We start from the raw sequence: 17,297 nt of genomic DNA on the forward strand, positions 1-17,297 counted from the left end.
GCGGTCACCATGCCGTCCAACCGCCGTCCACCACGAGGTTCTGGCCGGTCACCCACGCCGATGCGTCCGAGGCCAGGAACAGGATCGCCCCTTTCAGATCGTCGGCCCCGGCCATGCGGCCGAGGGGCGTCTTGGCTACATACTGGCCGATGAACTGCTCATCCTGGTGGTTGAACAGACCGCCGGGGGTCAGACAGTTCACCCGGATTCGGGGTGCCCAGAAGGTTGCCAGATAGCGCGTCATCTGGATGAGGGCGGCTTTGGTCATGCCGTACACCAAGGGACTGTTGGTGCCGCTCTCACCGTAAATGCGTTGGTCGGGGGCCACCACACCGTAAATGCTGGAGAGATTGACCATGACTCCACCGTCGTTTTTCAACATGTGAGGGGCGGTGGCCCGCGAGATCAGCATGGTGCCGGTCATGTTGACCGCCAGTACCTGGTTCCAGTCCTGCAGTGAAATGGTTTCGAATGATTCAAAGTGATTGCTGCAGGCGTTGTTGACCAAAATGTCGATGCGTCCGGTTTCACCGACAAGGGTCTCGACAACTTGGGCAATGCTTGGTTCACTTTCCAGATCGAGGGCCAGGCCGCGAACATCCAGGCCCTTGTCGCGCAGGATTGCAGCCGTTTGCTGTGCCCGGAGCTGGTCGCGGGAGGTGATGAACACCGTCGCGCCGGCCTCCGCCAGCGCAGCCACGGCCTGGGATCCGTAGCCGTTGCCGGTGCCGCCGGTGACCAGTGCCACGCGCCCTTTAAGGCAGAAAAGATCCTTGACGGGCCTGCCTTGTTGCATTTCAGGCATGACCATATCCTTGTCGAAGATGTTTGAAAGGTCGAAGGCCATCCGATGGATCGGCCCGCCATTCACGGTCCGGCAATTCGCTGGCCACCGGATGTTTGTGGCCGTCGCCGTCCGCGCACAGACCCTGTTCCATGTCCCGGATAACTTGTCCCATCTGCTCGGGCAGCCAGCAGTGGCCGGACGAAAATTCTTCGCCCTGACTGTCCAGATCGAGATGAAATTCGATCATGGAAGCCTGCCAGCGATGTACGGCTCGGCTGATCACCCCCGGCGATACGCTGTGATCCGACCAGCCGACCTTGCAGCCAAAGGCATTACGCAGGGTCTCCATGGCCGCCAGGTTGCATTCGGCGGCGGGGGAGGGATAGCTGGAAACGCAATGCAGCAAGGTAAGGTCTGTACAGCCTGAACTTTTCAGGCATTTTACCGCATCGCCAATTTCATCCATGGTGGCCATGCCCGTGGAAAGAATCACCGGCTTGCCGGTGGCTGCACAATTTTGCAGAAGCTCGGTCCACAGAAGTTCATAGGACGCGATCTTGAAAAAATCGACATGCGGCGCCAGGACCTCGATGGCCTGCAGGTAAAACGGCGTGCAACCGAAGGCTATGCCACGCCGGCGGCAGTGGCGGGCCAACTGGGGGATGAAGTCATCGGGGAGTTCCCAGTTACGGCGCCGGCGATGCAGTTCGCTGTTGGCCAGGATTTCCGGGGCAAACAGTTCGTCGATGCGAAACAGCTGGAACTTTACCCCCCAGCAACCTATGTCGGCCGAACAGTCGATAAAATTTAGGCAGCGCTGGAGGTCGCGGTGGTGGTTGCTTGACACCTCGGCGATGAAGGCCGGTTTCATGGGTTCTCCTCGGTAACAGCCGCGTACAGGGCGTTGATGACGCGTTCCTGATCAGCGGTGCTGAGATCCGGAAAGATGGGCAGGGACAGAATTTCCTGATAGGCAGTCTCGGCGCTGGGACACAAACCTTCCCCGGTGCCGAGATGCTGCCGGTAGTAGGGGTGGAAATGGACGGGAACATAATGAACATTGGCGCCGATACCAGACTGACGCAGCCTTTGGAATACCCGGTCGCGTTGCGGTACCCGCACCACATAGAGGTGGTAACCATGTTTGGCTTCGGGCCGGCAGGTGAGAGGCCATATCTGAGAATGATCGCTAAAGGCGGCATCATAACGTGCAGCAATGTCGCGGCGCAGATTGGTGAAGCGCGGCAGTTTGGACAGTTGTGCCAGACCCAGGGCGGCCTGTATGTCCGTCAGGCGATAGTTGAACCCGAGGTGCAGCATCTGGTAGTGCCAGGCGCCGGTTGCGGCCCGTTGCCGATGATCGCTGCCGATGCCGTGATTGCGAAAGGTGCGCAGGCGTTGCGCAAGATGAGCATCGCCGGTGACGACCATGCCTCCTTCGCCCGTGGTCACCGGCTTCACGGGATGAAAGCTGAACACCGTCGCGTCGGCCAGGGCGCCGCAGGGGCGGCCGCGCCAGGCGGCACCGAGGGAATGGCAGGCATCGGCGACCAACTTCAGGCCGTAACGGTCGGCGACGGCGCGCAGGGCGTCATAGTCGCAAGGCTGGCCGGCGTAATCCACGGCGATAATGGCCCGGGTGCGGCCGGTGATAAGACTTTCCACGGCCGCGGCATCAAGAAGCAGGGTGTCGGGATGGACGTCGGCGAATACCGGCCGTGCACCCTGATAGAGGACGGCGTTGGCGGTGGCGGCAAAGGTCATGGGCGGGACGATCACTTCGTCGCCGGGGCAGACGCCCAAGGCAAACATGGTGGCGTGCAGGGCCGCGGTGCCGTTGCACAGGGCCACGCCGTAAGGGGCGGAGACGGTTGCGGCCACCGCCTCCTCGAAGCGTTCCACGGCCGGGCCGGTGGTCAGCCAGTCCGAGCGCAGTACTTCGACGACGGCGGCGATGTCCTCTTCGTCTATATGCTGGCGGCCATAGGGAATGAAGGGCTGGTCCATGAGGTCGACGCTTCCTGGTCTTTTTGGCCTTTGGAGCAGATGAAGGACTGGGTCAGGGCGCGCAATTCCTCCACGCTCAGCCAGCGGGTGTTGGTGCCGCTGCAATAGCGGAAGCCCTCCGGGCAGGGCCGGCCATTGAAATGAGCCATGAATGCATCGACGTCCCAGAGCTTCATGGAGGGCAGGATGACGAAATAATCCTCGAGTTCGATGGTGTTGTAAGCATCGGTTTCGGTGATCATTTCCTCGTGGATTTTCTCTCCGGGGCGGATGCCGACGATACGGGTAGGAAGCTCGGGGGCGATGGCTTTGGCCACATCCGTGATGCGATAGCTGGGGATTTTGGGAACGAATATTTCGCCGCCCCACATATCCTCCAAAGCACGAAGAACCAGGTCGACGCCTTCCTGCAGGCTGATGTTGAAACGGGTCATGCGTTCATCGGTAATGGGCAAGGGCTCGCCGGCCTGCTTCTTTTTCAGAAAGAAAGGGATGACGCTGCCGCGGCTGCCCATGACATTGCCGTATCGAACCACCGAGAGGCGGATGTCTCGGCTGCCGCGCATGTTGTTGGCGGCCACGAACAGCTTGTCGGAACAAAGCTTGGTAGCGCCATACAGGTTGATGGGTCCGGCGGCCTTGTCCGTGGACAGGGCGACCACTCGTTTCACCTGAGTGTCGAAGCAGGCGTCGATAACGTTCTGGGCGCCGAGGACGTTGGTCTGGATGCACTCGAAGGGGTTATATTCGGCGGCCGGAACCTGTTTCATGGCGGCGGCGTGGACAACGATGTCAACGCCTTCCAGGGCTCGTTTCAGGCGATGGCTGTCGCGCACGTCGCCGATAAAAAACCGCAACTGCGGAAAGCGTTCGCGAGGGAAGTCTTCGGCCATTTCGAACTGTTTCAGTTCGTCCCGGGAAAGGATTACCAATCGGCGGATATCTGGGTGGCGATCCAGGATGGTGCGCGTTAACGCACGTCCGAAGGAACCTGTTCCGCCGGTGATAAGCACGCATTTGCCATTGAGCATGGGATTTTCCTTCCGGAATTAAATCGAATGATCCGATCCGGCTTTGGCGCCCGGTTGAACTGTTATTGCGAGGGTCTATTGCAATAAGGAAGCCAGGATGGCAAGAAATGCAGAAACTCTGCAGTCAAATATGCTGTCATCGGGGGTTTAGAAATTCAACGGTTCTGCTTTTTGTGGGAAAGGTAGTGGTGTTATGTCCTGCTATTGGCATTTCGTGACATGATTTGGCTATCAAATACGATGAAATGGTCAATATTTTGTCAAGAAAATGGTCGCATCACAGAGGGTCGAAAATCAAATTTATATGAAATTTTTTATATTTTAACAAGATGCTGAAATATCATAGAATCTCTGGATATTTTGCATACCTATTTGGTCAATATTTTGAAAGAATTGTTTTCCTGGTTTTTGAATGGCCACTCTAATTCATTGTTGCAAGAAACTCTTTGGCAATCGAGTTATGGGGATCGATCTTCAGGAGGTGTTCATAGATTGTTGAAGCAAACCGATTTTCACCTGCTTGTTGGTAAAGTTGCCCCACTTTTAGAAGAACTACAGAATCATTTGGAAAGTGCTCCAGGTAATCGGCATAAGCATCCAGGGCCACATGGGTTTTCCCCATTATTTTGGCAAGGTCACCATATTGTTTGAAATATAGAGGAGAAAAGTTCGTCAAGCAATCCAGTGCCAAAAATGAATTATCAAGATCTTCGAGTTTTAGGGACAGGGAAGCTATTCTTTTCAAGGCATCTTCTTTGATGGAATTTGAATCGAGTTCGAGTGTTTTTTGATATTTCTCCAGTGCGGTTGCATAATCTCCTTCCAGTTCAGCCAGAAAACCGGAGGATAGAAAATAGACAGGCTTCATTTCTTCTTGCTCTAAACCTTCCATACCCTTGACAAGGCCTGATAAGGTGTCGTTGTCACGATGATTAAAGAGCGATCGAATACGATGATGGGCAATTTCGGGACTGCTGCCGGCTTTTGAGCCTGCGGCAAGATATTCTGCCTTTTCGGTCAAGCTTTTCCGGAACCTGGACTCCAAATCCTTGATACGCAGTGAAATTTCATCTGATTCATTTGGCAACTCCTTCCCGCAGCGATTTTTCCAGATCAGGATGCGACCGATTTCACCACCTTTTTCCCAAGCCTTGAAGAGGGAACTTGGTACTGAATCAGGATTCTCTTCGGCTAACCGTAGTTGTAGTCGATGAGTTGCCAAAGTCAAATACTGCAGCATTGTTTCAGCACTTTCTTCATAAGCCTTATAATATATTCGGCCGGTTTCTTCTATTTGACGGTCGTTCCATTCCTTGTCCTGATCGGGGCGTGCAATTTTGATGAAATGCTGCAATCCGACTTTTTTCAAAACAGTAGCGTAGTTGATAAACGAAGGATGTTGCAGAGTGTCTTCTATCTTTTCCATGGCGTACTTATATTTAAAATCAGATTTTATTCCTTTTCGGCCGAACAGGCCATCATTGAACTTGAGCCCACTTTGAGCCAATTTTTTGATTTTTTTAACCGCCTTTTCTGCAATATTCAGTTTTTCAAGGGTATTTTTATAGTAAGCAATACGAGTTTGGCAATCTTCATAGGGTAAAGCTTGGGTAATTATTTCCCATGCAGGTTGTTCTAAGGGGGACCAGCTCAGGTTGTCTAATGATAGATGCTCGACATTCTGAATGATTGCTGCTGTTGGAGCAGGGTTGATGGTTCTGCAACCCTTTTCCAAAGCCATTGTTGCCAGGTGGGCAAAGGATGTAACCGCTTCAGCCATGGCCCGGGTCGTAAATGCTTTTTGCCCCAGATTGGTTTCGACTTGAGTGTCATAGAGGGCGAACTGAGGGCCAGCCTGTCGCTCATAACTGCCGAGCGCGTGGGAGTCCCCCTGCGGGCTGAAACAAAGATCCACGCCGCCAAGAATGATTTGCGAAAAGCCCATTTCCACAGCAACCGCAAAAGCGGTATTGGTTACCGTGGGTCCGGGAGTGTCCAGATAAATCTCGTCGGCATCATCCGGCCAAGGCCAGCGGGGCCCGACAAAAACCGAAGGCCCCTGCCATTGGCTCAGTAATCTCGGAACGACATGGTAGCTGTTGACGAACAAGGTTCGTTCGCCCCCAAAGAGCATTTCCTTACTGACCTCATAGCTGGCTTCCTGGGGATCGATGGAAAAAAAAATGTCCGGGATTAAACCGACATCTTTCAGGCGCCTCGCGATGCGGGAGACGGCAAGCACGACCAGTTGCGAGCGGTGTTCCTGAACCCAGGGAAGAATATGGTCCAATGAAGGTCCCCCCGCCAGCAGTACTGCAGTTTTTCCCGCGAAAAGATCAATCAGACAGGACGCCGAGTGGCGGTTGTCTGCGAGGTTTTCCAGTTGGCGGGCGATGAAGGCATCGTTCCCTAGCTGGATCTTGATTTGCCAGGCAAAGGCTTCAATGAAATCCCTGGCCGCAAAGTGCAACTCGGCATATTCGGGCAGAAAGGCGTCCAGCGCGGCAAAGGATTTCCAGATGTTGATCTTTTCCGTGTAAAGATAGTTGGCAAACTCGAACTTCTTGGCGATGGCCGGCAATTCGTCAACAGTTACGCAGGCGACGCGCTCGTGAGATGCGTCGAGCAGTCCTTCCTGCCTTAGCCGTTCCAAGGTTTTCGGCAGTTCGACTATGACATAACGGGATGTCGGAGAAATGCCGATCCGGTGGAGGTATTGGAGGAGCAGACCTGAATCCATGCCGACCAGGATATGCAGGGTGTTTTCCTGGAAGATGCCATCGCCATACTGTTTCTTGTACAGGGTGTGGGCGTCCGTTTGCCGGAACGTGTAGCGATTGATGGAAAAAAGGTAACGATCGCCGAATTCGTTGCTGACGATGGGACCAAGATCGTTGGGCGCGATGGATTCCACGGTAACCTCTTTTACTGAGTGGTTTCGGCGAGGAGTTGAAGGATTCGCAATTGTGGTAGCAATTCGTATTCCAACAGGTCGGCCAAACCGATGACATCCTGGCGGGATTGAGCCGCAAGGATCTTCTGCAGCAGGGCGGTGAAGCCGGCTTGATGACCAGGCGGAATGTCCGCCAGTTTCCGGGCGAGAATTTCGTACTGCTGCGCAAGGCGTTCGTTGCCTTCGGCCTCCAATCCCATTCGCAAGGCATCGGCGATGGCGACCAGCCCTGACGCCGTGAGTGTCAAATTTCCGTCCATGGCGGATCCTCAAGCAGGGGCGCATGGCGGATGGCCGCGCCGCGACTGCCGGCATTGCGAAATTGAATGCCGGTTTTCCCGGCGATGAATTCCTCCAGGTCCCGCAGATAGGCGCGCAGATTGGGCAGGGTCGGAAGGCGTTCACCGTGACCGTTCAGGACCCAATGACTGCCCTGTGCCGGGCGGGCCTGGCTGCAGCCGGCGACATGGCTCTGGCCGCCGGGGAAGGAGAAGTCGGCGCCGGCGAAAAGAACTCGCTCCACCCCCAGTCGGGTGGCCAGATCCGTGGCCGGATGGATGACGCTGCCGGATGAGAACAGCCGCTCTTTGGGGTGTCGGACCGCCAGTTCCGAATATATGGGGGCATCGGAATAGGCGGCATGGCGTTGGCCCGGCCAGTATTTCAGGAGTTCCGGTTGCACGACGGGGAAATAGACCAGGGCACTGCGGCGCAACAGGGTCAGATCCAAATCCTTGAAAAACAGGTCGAAAATATCGGCATGCCCGTCGATGCCGACCACCACGTCCGGGATGATGCCGGCGGCCAGCAGGGGACGGACCGCGGCGTCGACGGCGATGAGCGGTCCCGGTTTGCTGTCTCTCAGCCAGCCGTAATGGTCGCTGAGGGTCGGACCGGCACCGGCGACCACCGCCGTCCGACCCGGGAAGGTACCGCACAGGGCCTCGATGGACGGGTCTTGCGCCACATAAGCGGCATTGTCCGTCAGACGTTGCCGCAGGTGCGGATTGTCCGGTTGATGGCGTTTGCGAATAAAGGGGGTGGCCAGATCCAGGCAGATCAGGTCGCGCAGTCGGCTGGCAGCATCGTCGGCCAGGTGCAGGCAGGCGGGCAGGGCGGCATAGGGTTGCTGCAGGGTATCGTCGGGTCCGGCAACCACCAGGCTGACGCGCGGATCGTCCAGCCAGTCGCGATGGTCGAAAAAGTACAGGCTCAGGGCAGCCACGCCGGGGTTGAACAGCACGACCTGCAAATCCCGGAGTTCCGGGCGTTGCAACAGCAACCGGGGCACGTCCCCCAAGGCCATGCCGTAGACCCGGGCGCTGCGGCTTCCGGCGGGTATCCGCGTGGCCTGCAGCGTCGCCTCCTTGTCGCGATCATGGGCGCTGGTCAGTTGGATGCCCTCAATCACCAGGGTCGGACACGGCTTCTCCAGCCACGCAAACTCCGGCAGGTTGCCGATGGCCGCTTCGACGGCGGCGGCCACGCGCGGCCAACGGCGGGCGAGGGAGGCATAGTTGGCTGCCAGGTAATCGGTGGTCGGCGCGGACCCGGGTGCCGTCGGCGGCATCGTCAACATCCCCTCACGCCGGCAGCGGCTGCCGGGTCTGCCACGGACTGTTTTCCAGCACCACCTGGATGGCGCGGTTGGTGGCCGGGGCGAACAGGATGGGCGCCATGAGATTCAGGGTCACCTTGTGATCGGGGGGCACGGTGACCACGGCCAGGGAGTGGACCTCGTCGCCGTCGGCGATATCCAATTTGGCCCGCTCGCGGCGATCCGGCAGCACCCGGTAATCGAGGAAGAAGTTGGTCGGATCCGTGAGGACGAAGGCGATGTCCGGGTCGTCGACGCTCTGGATCCAGAACAACGGCCCCTGCTTCTGGTTGGGCATGACGATGAAGTCCCGCAGGTTTTCAAAGCCGATGAGCCCTTCCGGAAAGTGCAGGGTGTTGGCCGGGTCATATTCGATGTCGCCAAAGCGGCTTTTGATGATGCGCTTCACGGTTGCTCCTTTTTCGCCATGGCATGGGTCAAAATGTCCAGATCGGCAAGGTTCCACTGGCTGGCCTCCCGGTTTTCGCTGCAGATGCGTTGATAGATTTCCTGGCGGAAGATCTTCTTGTCGTTCGGCGCGTCGATGCCGATACGAATGCCGCCGCCCTTGACTTCGATGATGGTGATGGTGATGTCGTCCCCGATGACGATGCCTTCACCGGGTTTTCTGGTCAGAACCAGCATGGCGCCCTCCCTGGCAGATGAAACGCTGGTATGGGGATATTCTTGATGGCGGTTAAAAACCGAGGTCCGGAACGTCTCCCCTTACAGGTAGTCGAGAATGGAAAGTTGACTGATTTTGCCCGTGACGCTGAGGGCGGCCGTAAAGGCCTGCTCCTGCTGCGCCAGTTGGGAATAGGTTTCGATGAGATCGGCGTCTCGGTAATTGGACAGCAGTGCCGTCATGTCGTCCTTGTAATCCGCCATGCGGTCGCCGGCCCGTTCCACCCGCTGCGCCAGGGTGCCCATCAGACTGCGCTGGCTGCGGACCTGGTCGGCGGCCTGGTCGAGACGGTCGAGTTGGTTGCTCAGGGCGCTCGCATCGCCGGCGGTGATGTTCTGCTCCAGTTCCGCCAGCACGGCAAGCAGATTGACGCCGCCGCCCGCGCCTTGAAACAGTTCGGCGCCGGTCAGGTTGGTGCGGACCTTTTCCCCGGGCCCGATCTCCATCTCGATGATGCCGTCGTCGCCGGCATAGGTCAGCGGGTCGTCGGCATCCGGAAAGGGCTTGCTGCCCTGGGCATAACCGGCGAACAGGTACTTGCCGTCCTCCTGGGCATTGGCCAGATGGTACACCTCCTCGCGCAGCAACTGAATCTGTTGGGCGTAGCTGGCGCGGTCGGATTCGCTGGCCGAACCGTTGCCGGCGGCGATGGCAATCTCCTTGGCCTGGACCATGAGATTTTCCAGTTGCTCCATGCGGCTGTCTAGATTGTCCATGCGCCCCAGGGTGGTGCTGATGGTGGACTGGTAGCGCCCGGCGGCGCGCAGGCGATCCTGGGTCTGCAGCATGGGCGCGATGGCCGCCGGGTCGTCCGAGGGGCGGTTGATCCTGCGGCCGCTGGCCGCCATCAGGCGCAGATCCTGGAGTCGCACGCCGGAGCGGTTCAGGTTGGCCTGCAGGGAGCGGTAGGTGGCGGTCAGGGTGGTTCGCATGGCTTACCTCTTGATGGACAGCACCGTTTCCATCATTTCGTCCACGGTGGTCAAAAGTTTGGCCGAGGCTTCGAAGCCGCGCTGAAACTGGATCAGGTTGATCATCTCTTCTTCCAGGGAGACGCCGACCTTGCTGTCGCGCAGGTTCTGCAGCTGCACCAGGGTATCTTCCAGGCCGGTCTGGGAGAGCCGGTTCTGGGCGCCGGCCAGGCCGACCCGCGAGGCCAGGTTGCCGTAGAAGGTGGTAAAGGTGTCCGTGCCTCCCAGTACCTTGCTTTCCGCCAGGGCGGCCATGGCCAGAGCGTTGCGGTTGTCGCCCTCGCCGGCGTTCTGACCGGCGGCCAGCTGCCGGCTGTCGGTAATGGCGACGCCGATGCCGGCCGCCGCACCGGAAGCATTGGTCAGGTTCCGGAAAAACAGCACGCCCGTGGAGCCGTCCTGGCCGGTACCGGCGGCATGCAGAGCGTTGACCTCTGTGACCAGGGCATGGGCCAGTTGGTCGAGCTGCCCCTGAACCTGGGGAATCAGTTCGTCCCGCAGGGACAGCAGGCCCTTGAATTCGCCCCCCAGACTGTTGCCGTCCAGGGGTCGAGTGGTGCTGCCGAGATTGACGGCGAAGGTCATCTTGTCGCCATCCTGGCCGGCTTCGAGGGACATGGCCCGATTGCCTTCCACCAGTGGCAGGCCGTTGCCCAGTTGCACGGAAACGGTACCGTTGCTGTTCTCGTAGGCCTGGACGCCGAGGGTATAGGACAGTTCCTGCAGCAGCAGATCCCGTTGATCGCGGTCGCTGTTGGCACTCACGCCGGTCGCTTCGACGGTGCTGATGCGCTGGTTGAAGTCGGCGACTTGCTGCAGCTTGAGGTTGATGTCGCCGAGTTTGGCAGCCAGGGTGTCATCGATCTGGCTGCCGAGGCGCTGCAGATCCTTCTGGGCGGTTTGGAAACCGTCGGCCACCAGGGCGCCCTGCTGCAAAACGGCATTGCGTTCCACAGAGCCGCCGGGATTGGCCGACAATTGCTGCCAGGCATCGAAAAACTCGTTGATGCGGCCGCTCAGACTATTGTCGCCGATATCGAAGATGCGTTCCAGCTCAGTCAGATGGGAGGTCTTGGCGGCCTGCTCGCCCAGGGCGGCGTTCTTGTCCCGCAACTGGCGGGTCAAAAACACGTCCTGCTCGCGCTGTACGGAACTGACCGTGACCCCTTGGCCGACCAGAAAGCCGCGCATGTTCAGGGCCGGTACCGTAGCCAGGTTGGCGACCTGGCGGGAGTAGCCGGGGGTGTTGACGTTGGCGATGTTGTTGCCCGCCACCTCGATGAGCTTCTGATGGGTGGCGAGACTGCTTTTGCCCAGGTTGAGGGCGCTGGAGAGCCCGCTCATATCAGATCCTCCCGGACAGCAGCAAACCGGGATTGTCGGCGCGCACCGGCACGGCACCGCAGCCATAGGCAGGCGGCGCGGCCTGCTGGCGGAAAAATCCCATCAGCTCCCGCAGCCAGTTCAGGGCGGCCCAGAACAGATAGGCGTTACGGCGGTTTTCCTCGCGCACCGTCGTGGCCAGTTGCCGCACCTCGCCATCCAGTTCGTCGGGCTCGGCCAACTCGATCCGCTGCAGCAATTGTTCCTTGACCTCGGCGACGGCCAGCATCTCGGTGACGCGCAGCGCTTTGGCGTGCTCGCGCTCCTCGAGGATCAGCTCATGCAGCTGCTGCAGTTGCCGGGTCAGGGCCGAGGCGTTCATCAGCTTTGACTTTCAGCCAGGAATTTGAGCAGACTGGCGGCGACTTTGTTGGCATCGGGCTTATAACTGCCTTCGGCAATCTGCTCTTTGAGGGATTGCAGTTTTTCCGAGCGCCGGCTTTCCTGGGTCGGCGCCGCTTCGCGGGCGCGCAGGGTCTCGTTGATGACCGAGGAGAACTGCACCCGGTCGGTGCTCTGGCTCTCCGTCTGCGAACTGCCCTGGGCCTTCTTGCCGTGTTTGATCTGCTGGATGGGGCCCAAGCCGTTATTGCCGTAAATTTTAATCGTCATGTTCGTCCCCTGCGGTTTGAACTTCCATGTTCAGCTGCCATCTGCCGGGGCAGCGAAGGGCGAATCCTTACGGAAGAAATTCCCCCTTAGGCACCATATCGGCGGGTATGCCGGGAAAGTTTAGAAGTTTTTTGGATGGGCTGTCCAGAGATAATATCCCGGCAGGCTGCACGGCGAGCGGCGCCAATGCGGTATCTGATCAAGCTGCGATTATTTATCCTTTGGGGAGTCGGCGGGCGGCAGGGTGGCCGGTTGCGGCGCCGTCGCGCCGAGGTGGCGCCGGAAGGTTTCGTAAAGACGGTCGCCGATGCCGATGCCCTGGGTGCGGGCCATCTGCAGTGCCACTTCCTGGTCCATCAGATCCTGCATCATCTCGCGGCCGCTGTCGGTGCCCAGCAGACCGTCCTGGGGCACGCTGGCGCGCATCTCCTTGAGAAGGCTTTTGAGCATGATGGCTTCAAAATCCTGACAGGCTTTTTGCAGCCGCTCCTTTTCGGTGTTGCGTTCGCTGGCAGCGGGGGCGGTGGTAAGGGTGGGTCGGATAGGGGAGTTCATGGCATTTCCTTGTAAAAAGCTTTTTACAAAATCACCAGTTCCGCATGCAGGGCGCCTGCGGCCTTGATGGCCTGAAAGATGGCGATGAGGTCGCGGGGGGTGGCGCCGATGGCGTTCAGGGCCTTGGCGACGTCGCCGATGTTGACGCCCATCTCCATCACCACCAGGTTGCCCGCCTCCTCCGTCATTTCGATCTCCGTATCCGGCACCACCACGGTCTGCCCCTTGGACAGGGGGGCCGGCTGGGAGACCTGATCCCGCTCGCTGATCACCAGATTCAGGTTGCTGTGGGAGACGGCCACCGTGGCGATGCGAACCCCTTCGCCCATGACGATGGTCCCGGTTTTTTCGTTCACCACGATACGGGCCACGGCATCCGGCTGCACCGGCAGATTCTCGAGGCCGGCGATGAAGTTGACCAACTGGCCGCGAAACTGCTCCGGTACCTGGATGCGCAGGCTGCTGCTGTCCTGGGGCTGGGCCAGGGGGGCGCGGAAATGGTTGTTGATGGCCGCGCTCATGCGGCTGATGGTGGTGAAGTCGGGGCTGGTCAGCTGGTAGATGAGATCCTGCCCCGGATCCAGGGCGAAGGCCACCTCGCGCTCGACCATGGCGCCGCCCGGGATGCGGGCCGAAGTGGGATGGTTCTTCTGCACCGTGGCCGCCTTGCCGCCAAAGGCCAAAGAGCCGACGATGAGGGAACCCTGGGCGACGGCGTAGGTGCTGCCGTCGGGAGCTTTGAGGGGCGTCATGAGCAGGGTGCCGCCGGCCAGGCTGTCGGCATCGCCGATGGAGGAAACCAGCACGTCGATGTTGGAACCGGCCTTGGCGAAAGGCGGCAACTCGGCAGTAACGATGACCGCCGCCACATTGTCGACCTTGACGTTGCCATCCACATTGACCCCCAGCCGTTCCATCATGCTGACCAGGGAGCGGGTGGTGAACTGGGTGCTGGCGCTGTCACCGGTGCCGTTCAGACCCACCACCAGGCCGTAGCCCACCAGCTGGTTGCTGCGCACCCCCTGCAATTGGGCGATATCCTTGATGCGTGTGGCTTGGGCCGAGAAGGGCAGGGCCATCAGGAGTAAAGCGAAGATTATGGTCAGAACGCGTTGCAGCATGGAAAATTCCTTTAAAGGGAAGGCTGAAGTCCGAAGGCTGAAGACTGAAGAAAAATCTTTAAAATCAAAGCATTTGACCTACCTTCAGCCTTCGGACTTCAGTCTTCAGCCTGTCTTTTATCCGCCTTCAGCCTGCTTTTCTAGAACGGCCACACGTGATCGAGGATGCGGGTCATCCAGCCGGGATGCTGCTTGTCGCTGATCACCCCCTTGCCACGGTAGCTGATGTCGGCGTCGAGGATGTGCCGGGAGTTCACGATGTTCTGGGCGCTGATGTCCGTAGGCCGGACGATGCCGGACAGGACGATGATCTGGTCCTCGTTGTTGACGGTGACGGTTTTGCCGCCCTCGATGCGGAAGGTGCCGTTGGGCAGTTCCTCCACGATCTGGGCGGTGAGGGTGGCGACCAGGTCCTCTTTGCGCGAGGTGCTGCCGCTGCCGTCGAAACTGTTGCTGTAGCTGGTATTGACAAGTTTCGTCGGATCGATGGCGCCGCCCAGGTTGCTCAGGTTGCTTTCCAGCCCGAAGAAATTGGTAATGCCGGCGGCATTGCTGCTGTTGCGGGCGCTGGAGGTGGCGGCCTGCTTGCTGGCGCTGGCCTGCTCATAGATGGCGACGGTAACCAGGTCGCCGATTTGGCGGGCCTTGGTATCCCGGAACAGGCTGCCGCGATTCTCCGTCCACAGGGAGCCGGCGGTGGCCGGCCGCTCGATGGGTACCTGCCGGGCGATGGCCGCCGACGCGGCCGGATCGCGGGTTTTGGGAGGAATGGCGGTGCAGCCCGTGGGCAGCAGGCCGACTGTCAGAGTCAAAAACAGGAAGCCTCGGATCATGTCAGAACTCCACCTGCACGGCCAATGGGGCGGTAACCGTGGCGATGATTTCCTTGTTGGAAGAAAGGTTTTTCACCCGGATGGCATCCCCGTCACGGCCGTTTTCCTGGGCCTGGCCCCGGGCCGTGAGCAGCAGCGGGCCTTTGCGGGCCTGGATGGTGACCATTTCGCCGCGTTTGACCAGGGGCGGGATTTCCAACATGGCTTGGGAAAAGACACTGCCCATGGTCATGCCGCGGCGCAGTTTCTTGCCCACCAAGGCATCTTCATCCAGGCAGGGTTGGCGCAGACTGCCGATTTCCATGGTGACCATGTCGAAATCGTCGGGGCCGATGATGGCGCCGCGGGGCAGGTCGGTACGGGCCACCGCCACCGGCGCCAGGGCTTCCAGCACCGCCCGCAGGGAGATGTTTTTTACTACTTGGCCGTCGGCCCGCAGGATCACGTTGAAGCGTTGGCTGCTGAGGATGTTGGGGTGGCCGGGGGTCACTTCCCAACTCAAACGGCCGGCCGGAACGGTGAAGGGCGGCAGGGTCTGTATCTCCCGAAACCGCAGGTCGGCGCCGGGAAAGCGGGGCTGCTGCTGCCGCAGGTAATTGTTCAGAACCTGACGGATGCGTTCCGGCCCGATGGTCGTGGTGCCGCCGGTGGCGCCGGCCGCCTGGCTCAAAGCCAGCACCAGCAGCAGGGACAGCAGGCCGCGGCGCAGAATCCGGTGCAGGGGGGTATTCATCAATTCGTCCTAGACCAGGTTGTTGGTCATCTGCAGCATTTCGTCGGCGGTCTTGATGGCCTTGGAATTGATTTCATAGGCTCGTTGACCGGCGATCATGTTGACCATTTCCTCCATGATGCTGACGTTGGAGCCTTCCAGGTAGCCCTGGGCAAGGCTGCCGAAACCCTCCTCGCCGGGATTTCCCGTCACCGGCGCTCCGGTGGTGGGCGTCTCGGTGTAGAGGTTGCTGCCCTGGGCCATGAGGCCGGCGGGGTTGGCGAAGCGGGTCAGGGTGATGGTGCCGACCTGAGTCGGTTCGCTCTGGCCGTCGAGCAGCACCTCGACGGTGCCGTAGCGGCCGATGGCGATGCTGGTGGCGTTTTCCGGAATCACGATCTCCGGTTCCAGGGGGTAGCCGTTGGAGGTCACCAGGCGGCCGGTACCGTCCTTTTTGAAGGCCCCGGCGCGGGTATAGGCCAGTTCGCCGTCGGGCATGCGCACCTGGAAGAAGCCCGCGCCTTCGATGGCCAGATCCAGGCTGTTGCCGGTCTGCTGAATATCGCCGGTGGAAAAAACCTTCTGGATGGCGGCCACGCGCGAACCCAAACCGACCTGGATGGTGGTCGGTTGCTCGGCCCCGCCCGCGGCGTCCGTGCCCGCCACCTTGATGGTCTGGTAGAGGACATCCTGGAAGTCGGCCCGGCTCTTTTTGAAGCCGACGCTGTTGACGTTGGCCAGGTTGTTGGCGATGACGTCCATGTTGATCTGCTGGGCTTCCATTCCGGTTGCGGCGGTCCACAGTGCCCTGATCATGATTTATCTGCTCCTTGCTGCGGGGTAAGGTAAAAGGTCAGCTCAAGGTGCCAAGCTGGTTGGCCTTTTCGGCCAGGGCATGGTAGGTCTTGAGCATTTTCTGACAGGCTTCGAAAACCCGGGTCGCTTCGACCATGCGGCTCATTTCCTCCATGAGGTTGATATTGGCGTTTTCCAGGTGAGCCTGATGGATTTGCGGATCCGCGACCCGCACCTCGAGCTGGTCTTCCCGGCCGTTCTCAACCTGAAACAGGTTGCCGCCGTTGCGCTGCAGCACGGACATGTCCTCGAAGGTGTAAAGGGGGATGCGGCGGGTCTGGCCGTCGGCCAGCAGGACCGTGCCGTCCTGGCCGATGGTGACCTCCGGATCGGGCAGCACGATGGGCCGCTGATCCTCGCCGAGCAGCAGCATGCCCTGGCTGTTGATCATCCGGCCCTGGTCGTCGAGGCGCATGTTTCCCTGCCGGGTGTAATAGAGGTTGCCCGCTTCGTCCTGCACCTTGAAAAAGCCCGGCCCGTCGATGCCCAAGTGGGTCGAGATCTGGGTCGGCATCAGGGTGCCCTGGGAGAAGTCGGTAAAGCCCTCCACGATTTCCGCCAGATTGATGCGCTCGATGGTGCGGCCGTTGCTGGCCTGTTCGAGCACCGTTTTGAAAACCGCCTGGCCTTTTTTGAAACCGACCGTCTGGTTGTTGGCCAGGTTGTGACTGATGGTATCCATCAGCCGCTCCCGAACCAGGGCCCCGGAAAGGGCGGTGTAAGTACCTGAGCTCATGCTGAACCTCGTCGGTGGAATTTCGCTACAGTTCCCATGTCGGCAGGCGGAGGATTTATCTTTAGCCCGGATTGTTCAGGTCCGCTCCGGGCCGGAGCTCAAATGCCGCCGCAGTCGCACCACCTGACGGGCCTGTTCCGCAGGCAACTGCAGCAATTCGCTGATGCGCTCCGCCGACAGACCCCGGCCTGCCAGTTCGGCGGCCTGACGGTAGATTTCCGGCGGCTGCCGCTGTTCGCCATTCTGCTGCAGTCGTTGTTGCAGGGCCGCCTGCAGCAGGGGACCGTCAAAGGCCCGGAGGTCGTGAACGGCGGAGCGGGCCTCCTTGCCAGCCATGGAAGCCGGCTGCAGGCGGGTCAGGTGCTTTTCCAGCTGCCGCAGCCGCAGGGCCAGCAGCAGGGTCGCCACCGCGAAAAAAGCGGCCAGGATAGAGGTCAGATGCAGGCTCATGGCGAAACC

Annotated in this window: 20 protein-coding genes; all 20 read right to left on the bottom strand. The window is 59.6% G+C overall.

The window, feature by feature from the left end:
* Positions 1-4: 4 nt before the first annotated feature.
* The 20 genes from JQN68_RS07275 to JQN68_RS07370 all read right to left on the bottom strand — a co-directional run bounded on the left by JQN68_RS07275 (position 5) and on the right by JQN68_RS07370 (position 17,288).
* Positions 5-805, bottom strand: coding sequence for an SDR family oxidoreductase (locus JQN68_RS07275; RefSeq protein ID WP_249621088.1), 801 nt, complete (start codon positions 803-805; stop codon positions 5-7).
* Complete coding sequence (locus JQN68_RS07280; protein ID WP_225071652.1) at positions 798-1,658, bottom strand: N-acetylneuraminate synthase family protein; 861 nt, start codon at positions 1,656-1,658, stop codon at positions 798-800. Before JQN68_RS07280 ends, JQN68_RS07275 begins: the two co-directional genes overlap by 8 nt.
* Positions 1,655-2,794, bottom strand: a complete 1,140-nt coding sequence (gene pseC / locus JQN68_RS07285; RefSeq protein WP_225071651.1) for a UDP-4-amino-4,6-dideoxy-N-acetyl-beta-L-altrosamine transaminase — start codon at positions 2,792-2,794, stop codon at positions 1,655-1,657. The genes JQN68_RS07280 and pseC overlap by 4 nt, the downstream gene beginning before the upstream one ends.
* A complete protein-coding gene (gene pseB / locus JQN68_RS07290) occupies positions 2,755-3,825 on the bottom strand; it encodes a UDP-N-acetylglucosamine 4,6-dehydratase (inverting) (protein WP_225071650.1) in 1,071 nt (356 codons plus the stop codon). The genes pseC and pseB overlap by 40 nt, the downstream gene beginning before the upstream one ends.
* A gap of 421 nt (positions 3,826-4,246) precedes the next feature.
* Positions 4,247-6,739: a motility associated factor glycosyltransferase family protein gene (locus tag JQN68_RS07295; RefSeq protein WP_225071649.1), complete on the bottom strand. Its 2,493-nt coding sequence runs from the start codon at positions 6,737-6,739 to the stop codon at positions 4,247-4,249.
* A gap of 11 nt (positions 6,740-6,750) precedes the next feature.
* The gene (locus tag JQN68_RS07300) at positions 6,751-7,038 is read right to left on the bottom strand and encodes a hypothetical protein (protein WP_225071648.1); all 288 of its coding nucleotides are present in this window, start codon (positions 7,036-7,038) and stop codon (positions 6,751-6,753) included.
* Positions 7,023-8,357 carry a motility associated factor glycosyltransferase family protein gene (locus JQN68_RS07305; protein ID WP_249621089.1) on the bottom strand — a complete coding sequence of 445 codons (1,335 nt, stop codon included), beginning with the start codon at positions 8,355-8,357 and terminating at the stop codon, positions 7,023-7,025. Before JQN68_RS07305 ends, JQN68_RS07300 begins: the two co-directional genes overlap by 16 nt.
* Positions 8,358-8,361: 4 nt before the next feature.
* Complete coding sequence (locus JQN68_RS07310) at positions 8,362-8,784, bottom strand: flagellar assembly protein FliW (RefSeq protein ID WP_225071646.1); 423 nt, start codon at positions 8,782-8,784, stop codon at positions 8,362-8,364.
* Positions 8,781-9,020 carry a carbon storage regulator CsrA gene (gene csrA / locus JQN68_RS07315; protein ID WP_283775423.1) on the bottom strand — a complete coding sequence of 80 codons (240 nt, stop codon included), beginning with the start codon at positions 9,018-9,020 and terminating at the stop codon, positions 8,781-8,783. The genes JQN68_RS07310 and csrA overlap by 4 nt, the downstream gene beginning before the upstream one ends.
* A gap of 81 nt (positions 9,021-9,101) precedes the next feature.
* Complete coding sequence (gene flgL / locus JQN68_RS07320) at positions 9,102-9,992, bottom strand: flagellar hook-associated protein FlgL (protein WP_225071645.1); 891 nt, start codon at positions 9,990-9,992, stop codon at positions 9,102-9,104.
* A 3-nt stretch (positions 9,993-9,995) separates the two neighbouring features.
* The gene (flgK, locus tag JQN68_RS07325) at positions 9,996-11,375 is read right to left on the bottom strand and encodes a flagellar hook-associated protein FlgK (RefSeq protein WP_225071644.1); all 1,380 of its coding nucleotides are present in this window, start codon (positions 11,373-11,375) and stop codon (positions 9,996-9,998) included.
* A 1-nt stretch (position 11,376) separates the two neighbouring features.
* The gene (locus JQN68_RS07330) at positions 11,377-11,736 is read right to left on the bottom strand and encodes a hypothetical protein (RefSeq protein ID WP_225071643.1); all 360 of its coding nucleotides are present in this window, start codon (positions 11,734-11,736) and stop codon (positions 11,377-11,379) included.
* Positions 11,736-12,026 carry a flagellar biosynthesis anti-sigma factor FlgM gene (gene flgM / locus JQN68_RS07335; RefSeq protein ID WP_225071642.1) on the bottom strand — a complete coding sequence of 97 codons (291 nt, stop codon included), beginning with the start codon at positions 12,024-12,026 and terminating at the stop codon, positions 11,736-11,738. The genes JQN68_RS07330 and flgM overlap by 1 nt, the downstream gene beginning before the upstream one ends.
* A 210-nt stretch (positions 12,027-12,236) precedes the next feature.
* Positions 12,237-12,581, bottom strand: a complete 345-nt coding sequence (locus JQN68_RS07340; protein ID WP_225071641.1) for a rod-binding protein — start codon at positions 12,579-12,581, stop codon at positions 12,237-12,239.
* A 23-nt stretch (positions 12,582-12,604) separates the two neighbouring features.
* Positions 12,605-13,702, bottom strand: coding sequence for a flagellar basal body P-ring protein FlgI (locus JQN68_RS07345; protein ID WP_225071640.1), 1,098 nt, complete (start codon positions 13,700-13,702; stop codon positions 12,605-12,607).
* Between the two features lie 140 nt (positions 13,703-13,842).
* A complete protein-coding gene (locus JQN68_RS07350) occupies positions 13,843-14,535 on the bottom strand; it encodes a flagellar basal body L-ring protein FlgH (protein WP_225071639.1) in 693 nt (230 codons plus the stop codon).
* Position 14,536: 1 nt separating this feature from the next.
* Entirely contained in the window at positions 14,537-15,268 is a 732-nt protein-coding gene (gene flgA / locus JQN68_RS07355) for a flagellar basal body P-ring formation chaperone FlgA (RefSeq protein ID WP_225071638.1), read from the bottom strand.
* Positions 15,269-15,277: 9 nt separating this feature from the next.
* Complete coding sequence (gene flgG, locus JQN68_RS07360) at positions 15,278-16,063, bottom strand: flagellar basal-body rod protein FlgG (protein ID WP_225071637.1); 786 nt, start codon at positions 16,061-16,063, stop codon at positions 15,278-15,280.
* A gap of 37 nt (positions 16,064-16,100) precedes the next feature.
* On the bottom strand, positions 16,101-16,838 hold the full coding sequence (locus tag JQN68_RS07365; RefSeq protein WP_225071636.1) for a flagellar hook-basal body protein: 738 nt from the start codon (positions 16,836-16,838) through the stop codon (positions 16,101-16,103).
* A gap of 75 nt (positions 16,839-16,913) precedes the next feature.
* Entirely contained in the window at positions 16,914-17,288 is a 375-nt protein-coding gene (locus tag JQN68_RS07370) for a hypothetical protein (protein ID WP_225071635.1), read from the bottom strand.
* Between the last annotated feature and the right edge of the window lie 9 nt (positions 17,289-17,297).

Origin of the sequence: Desulfuromonas sp. CSMB_57 (assembly GCF_020194955.2) — a bacterium.
Taxonomy (GTDB): Bacteria; Desulfobacterota; Desulfuromonadia; order Desulfuromonadales; family Syntrophotaleaceae; genus JAFCIY02.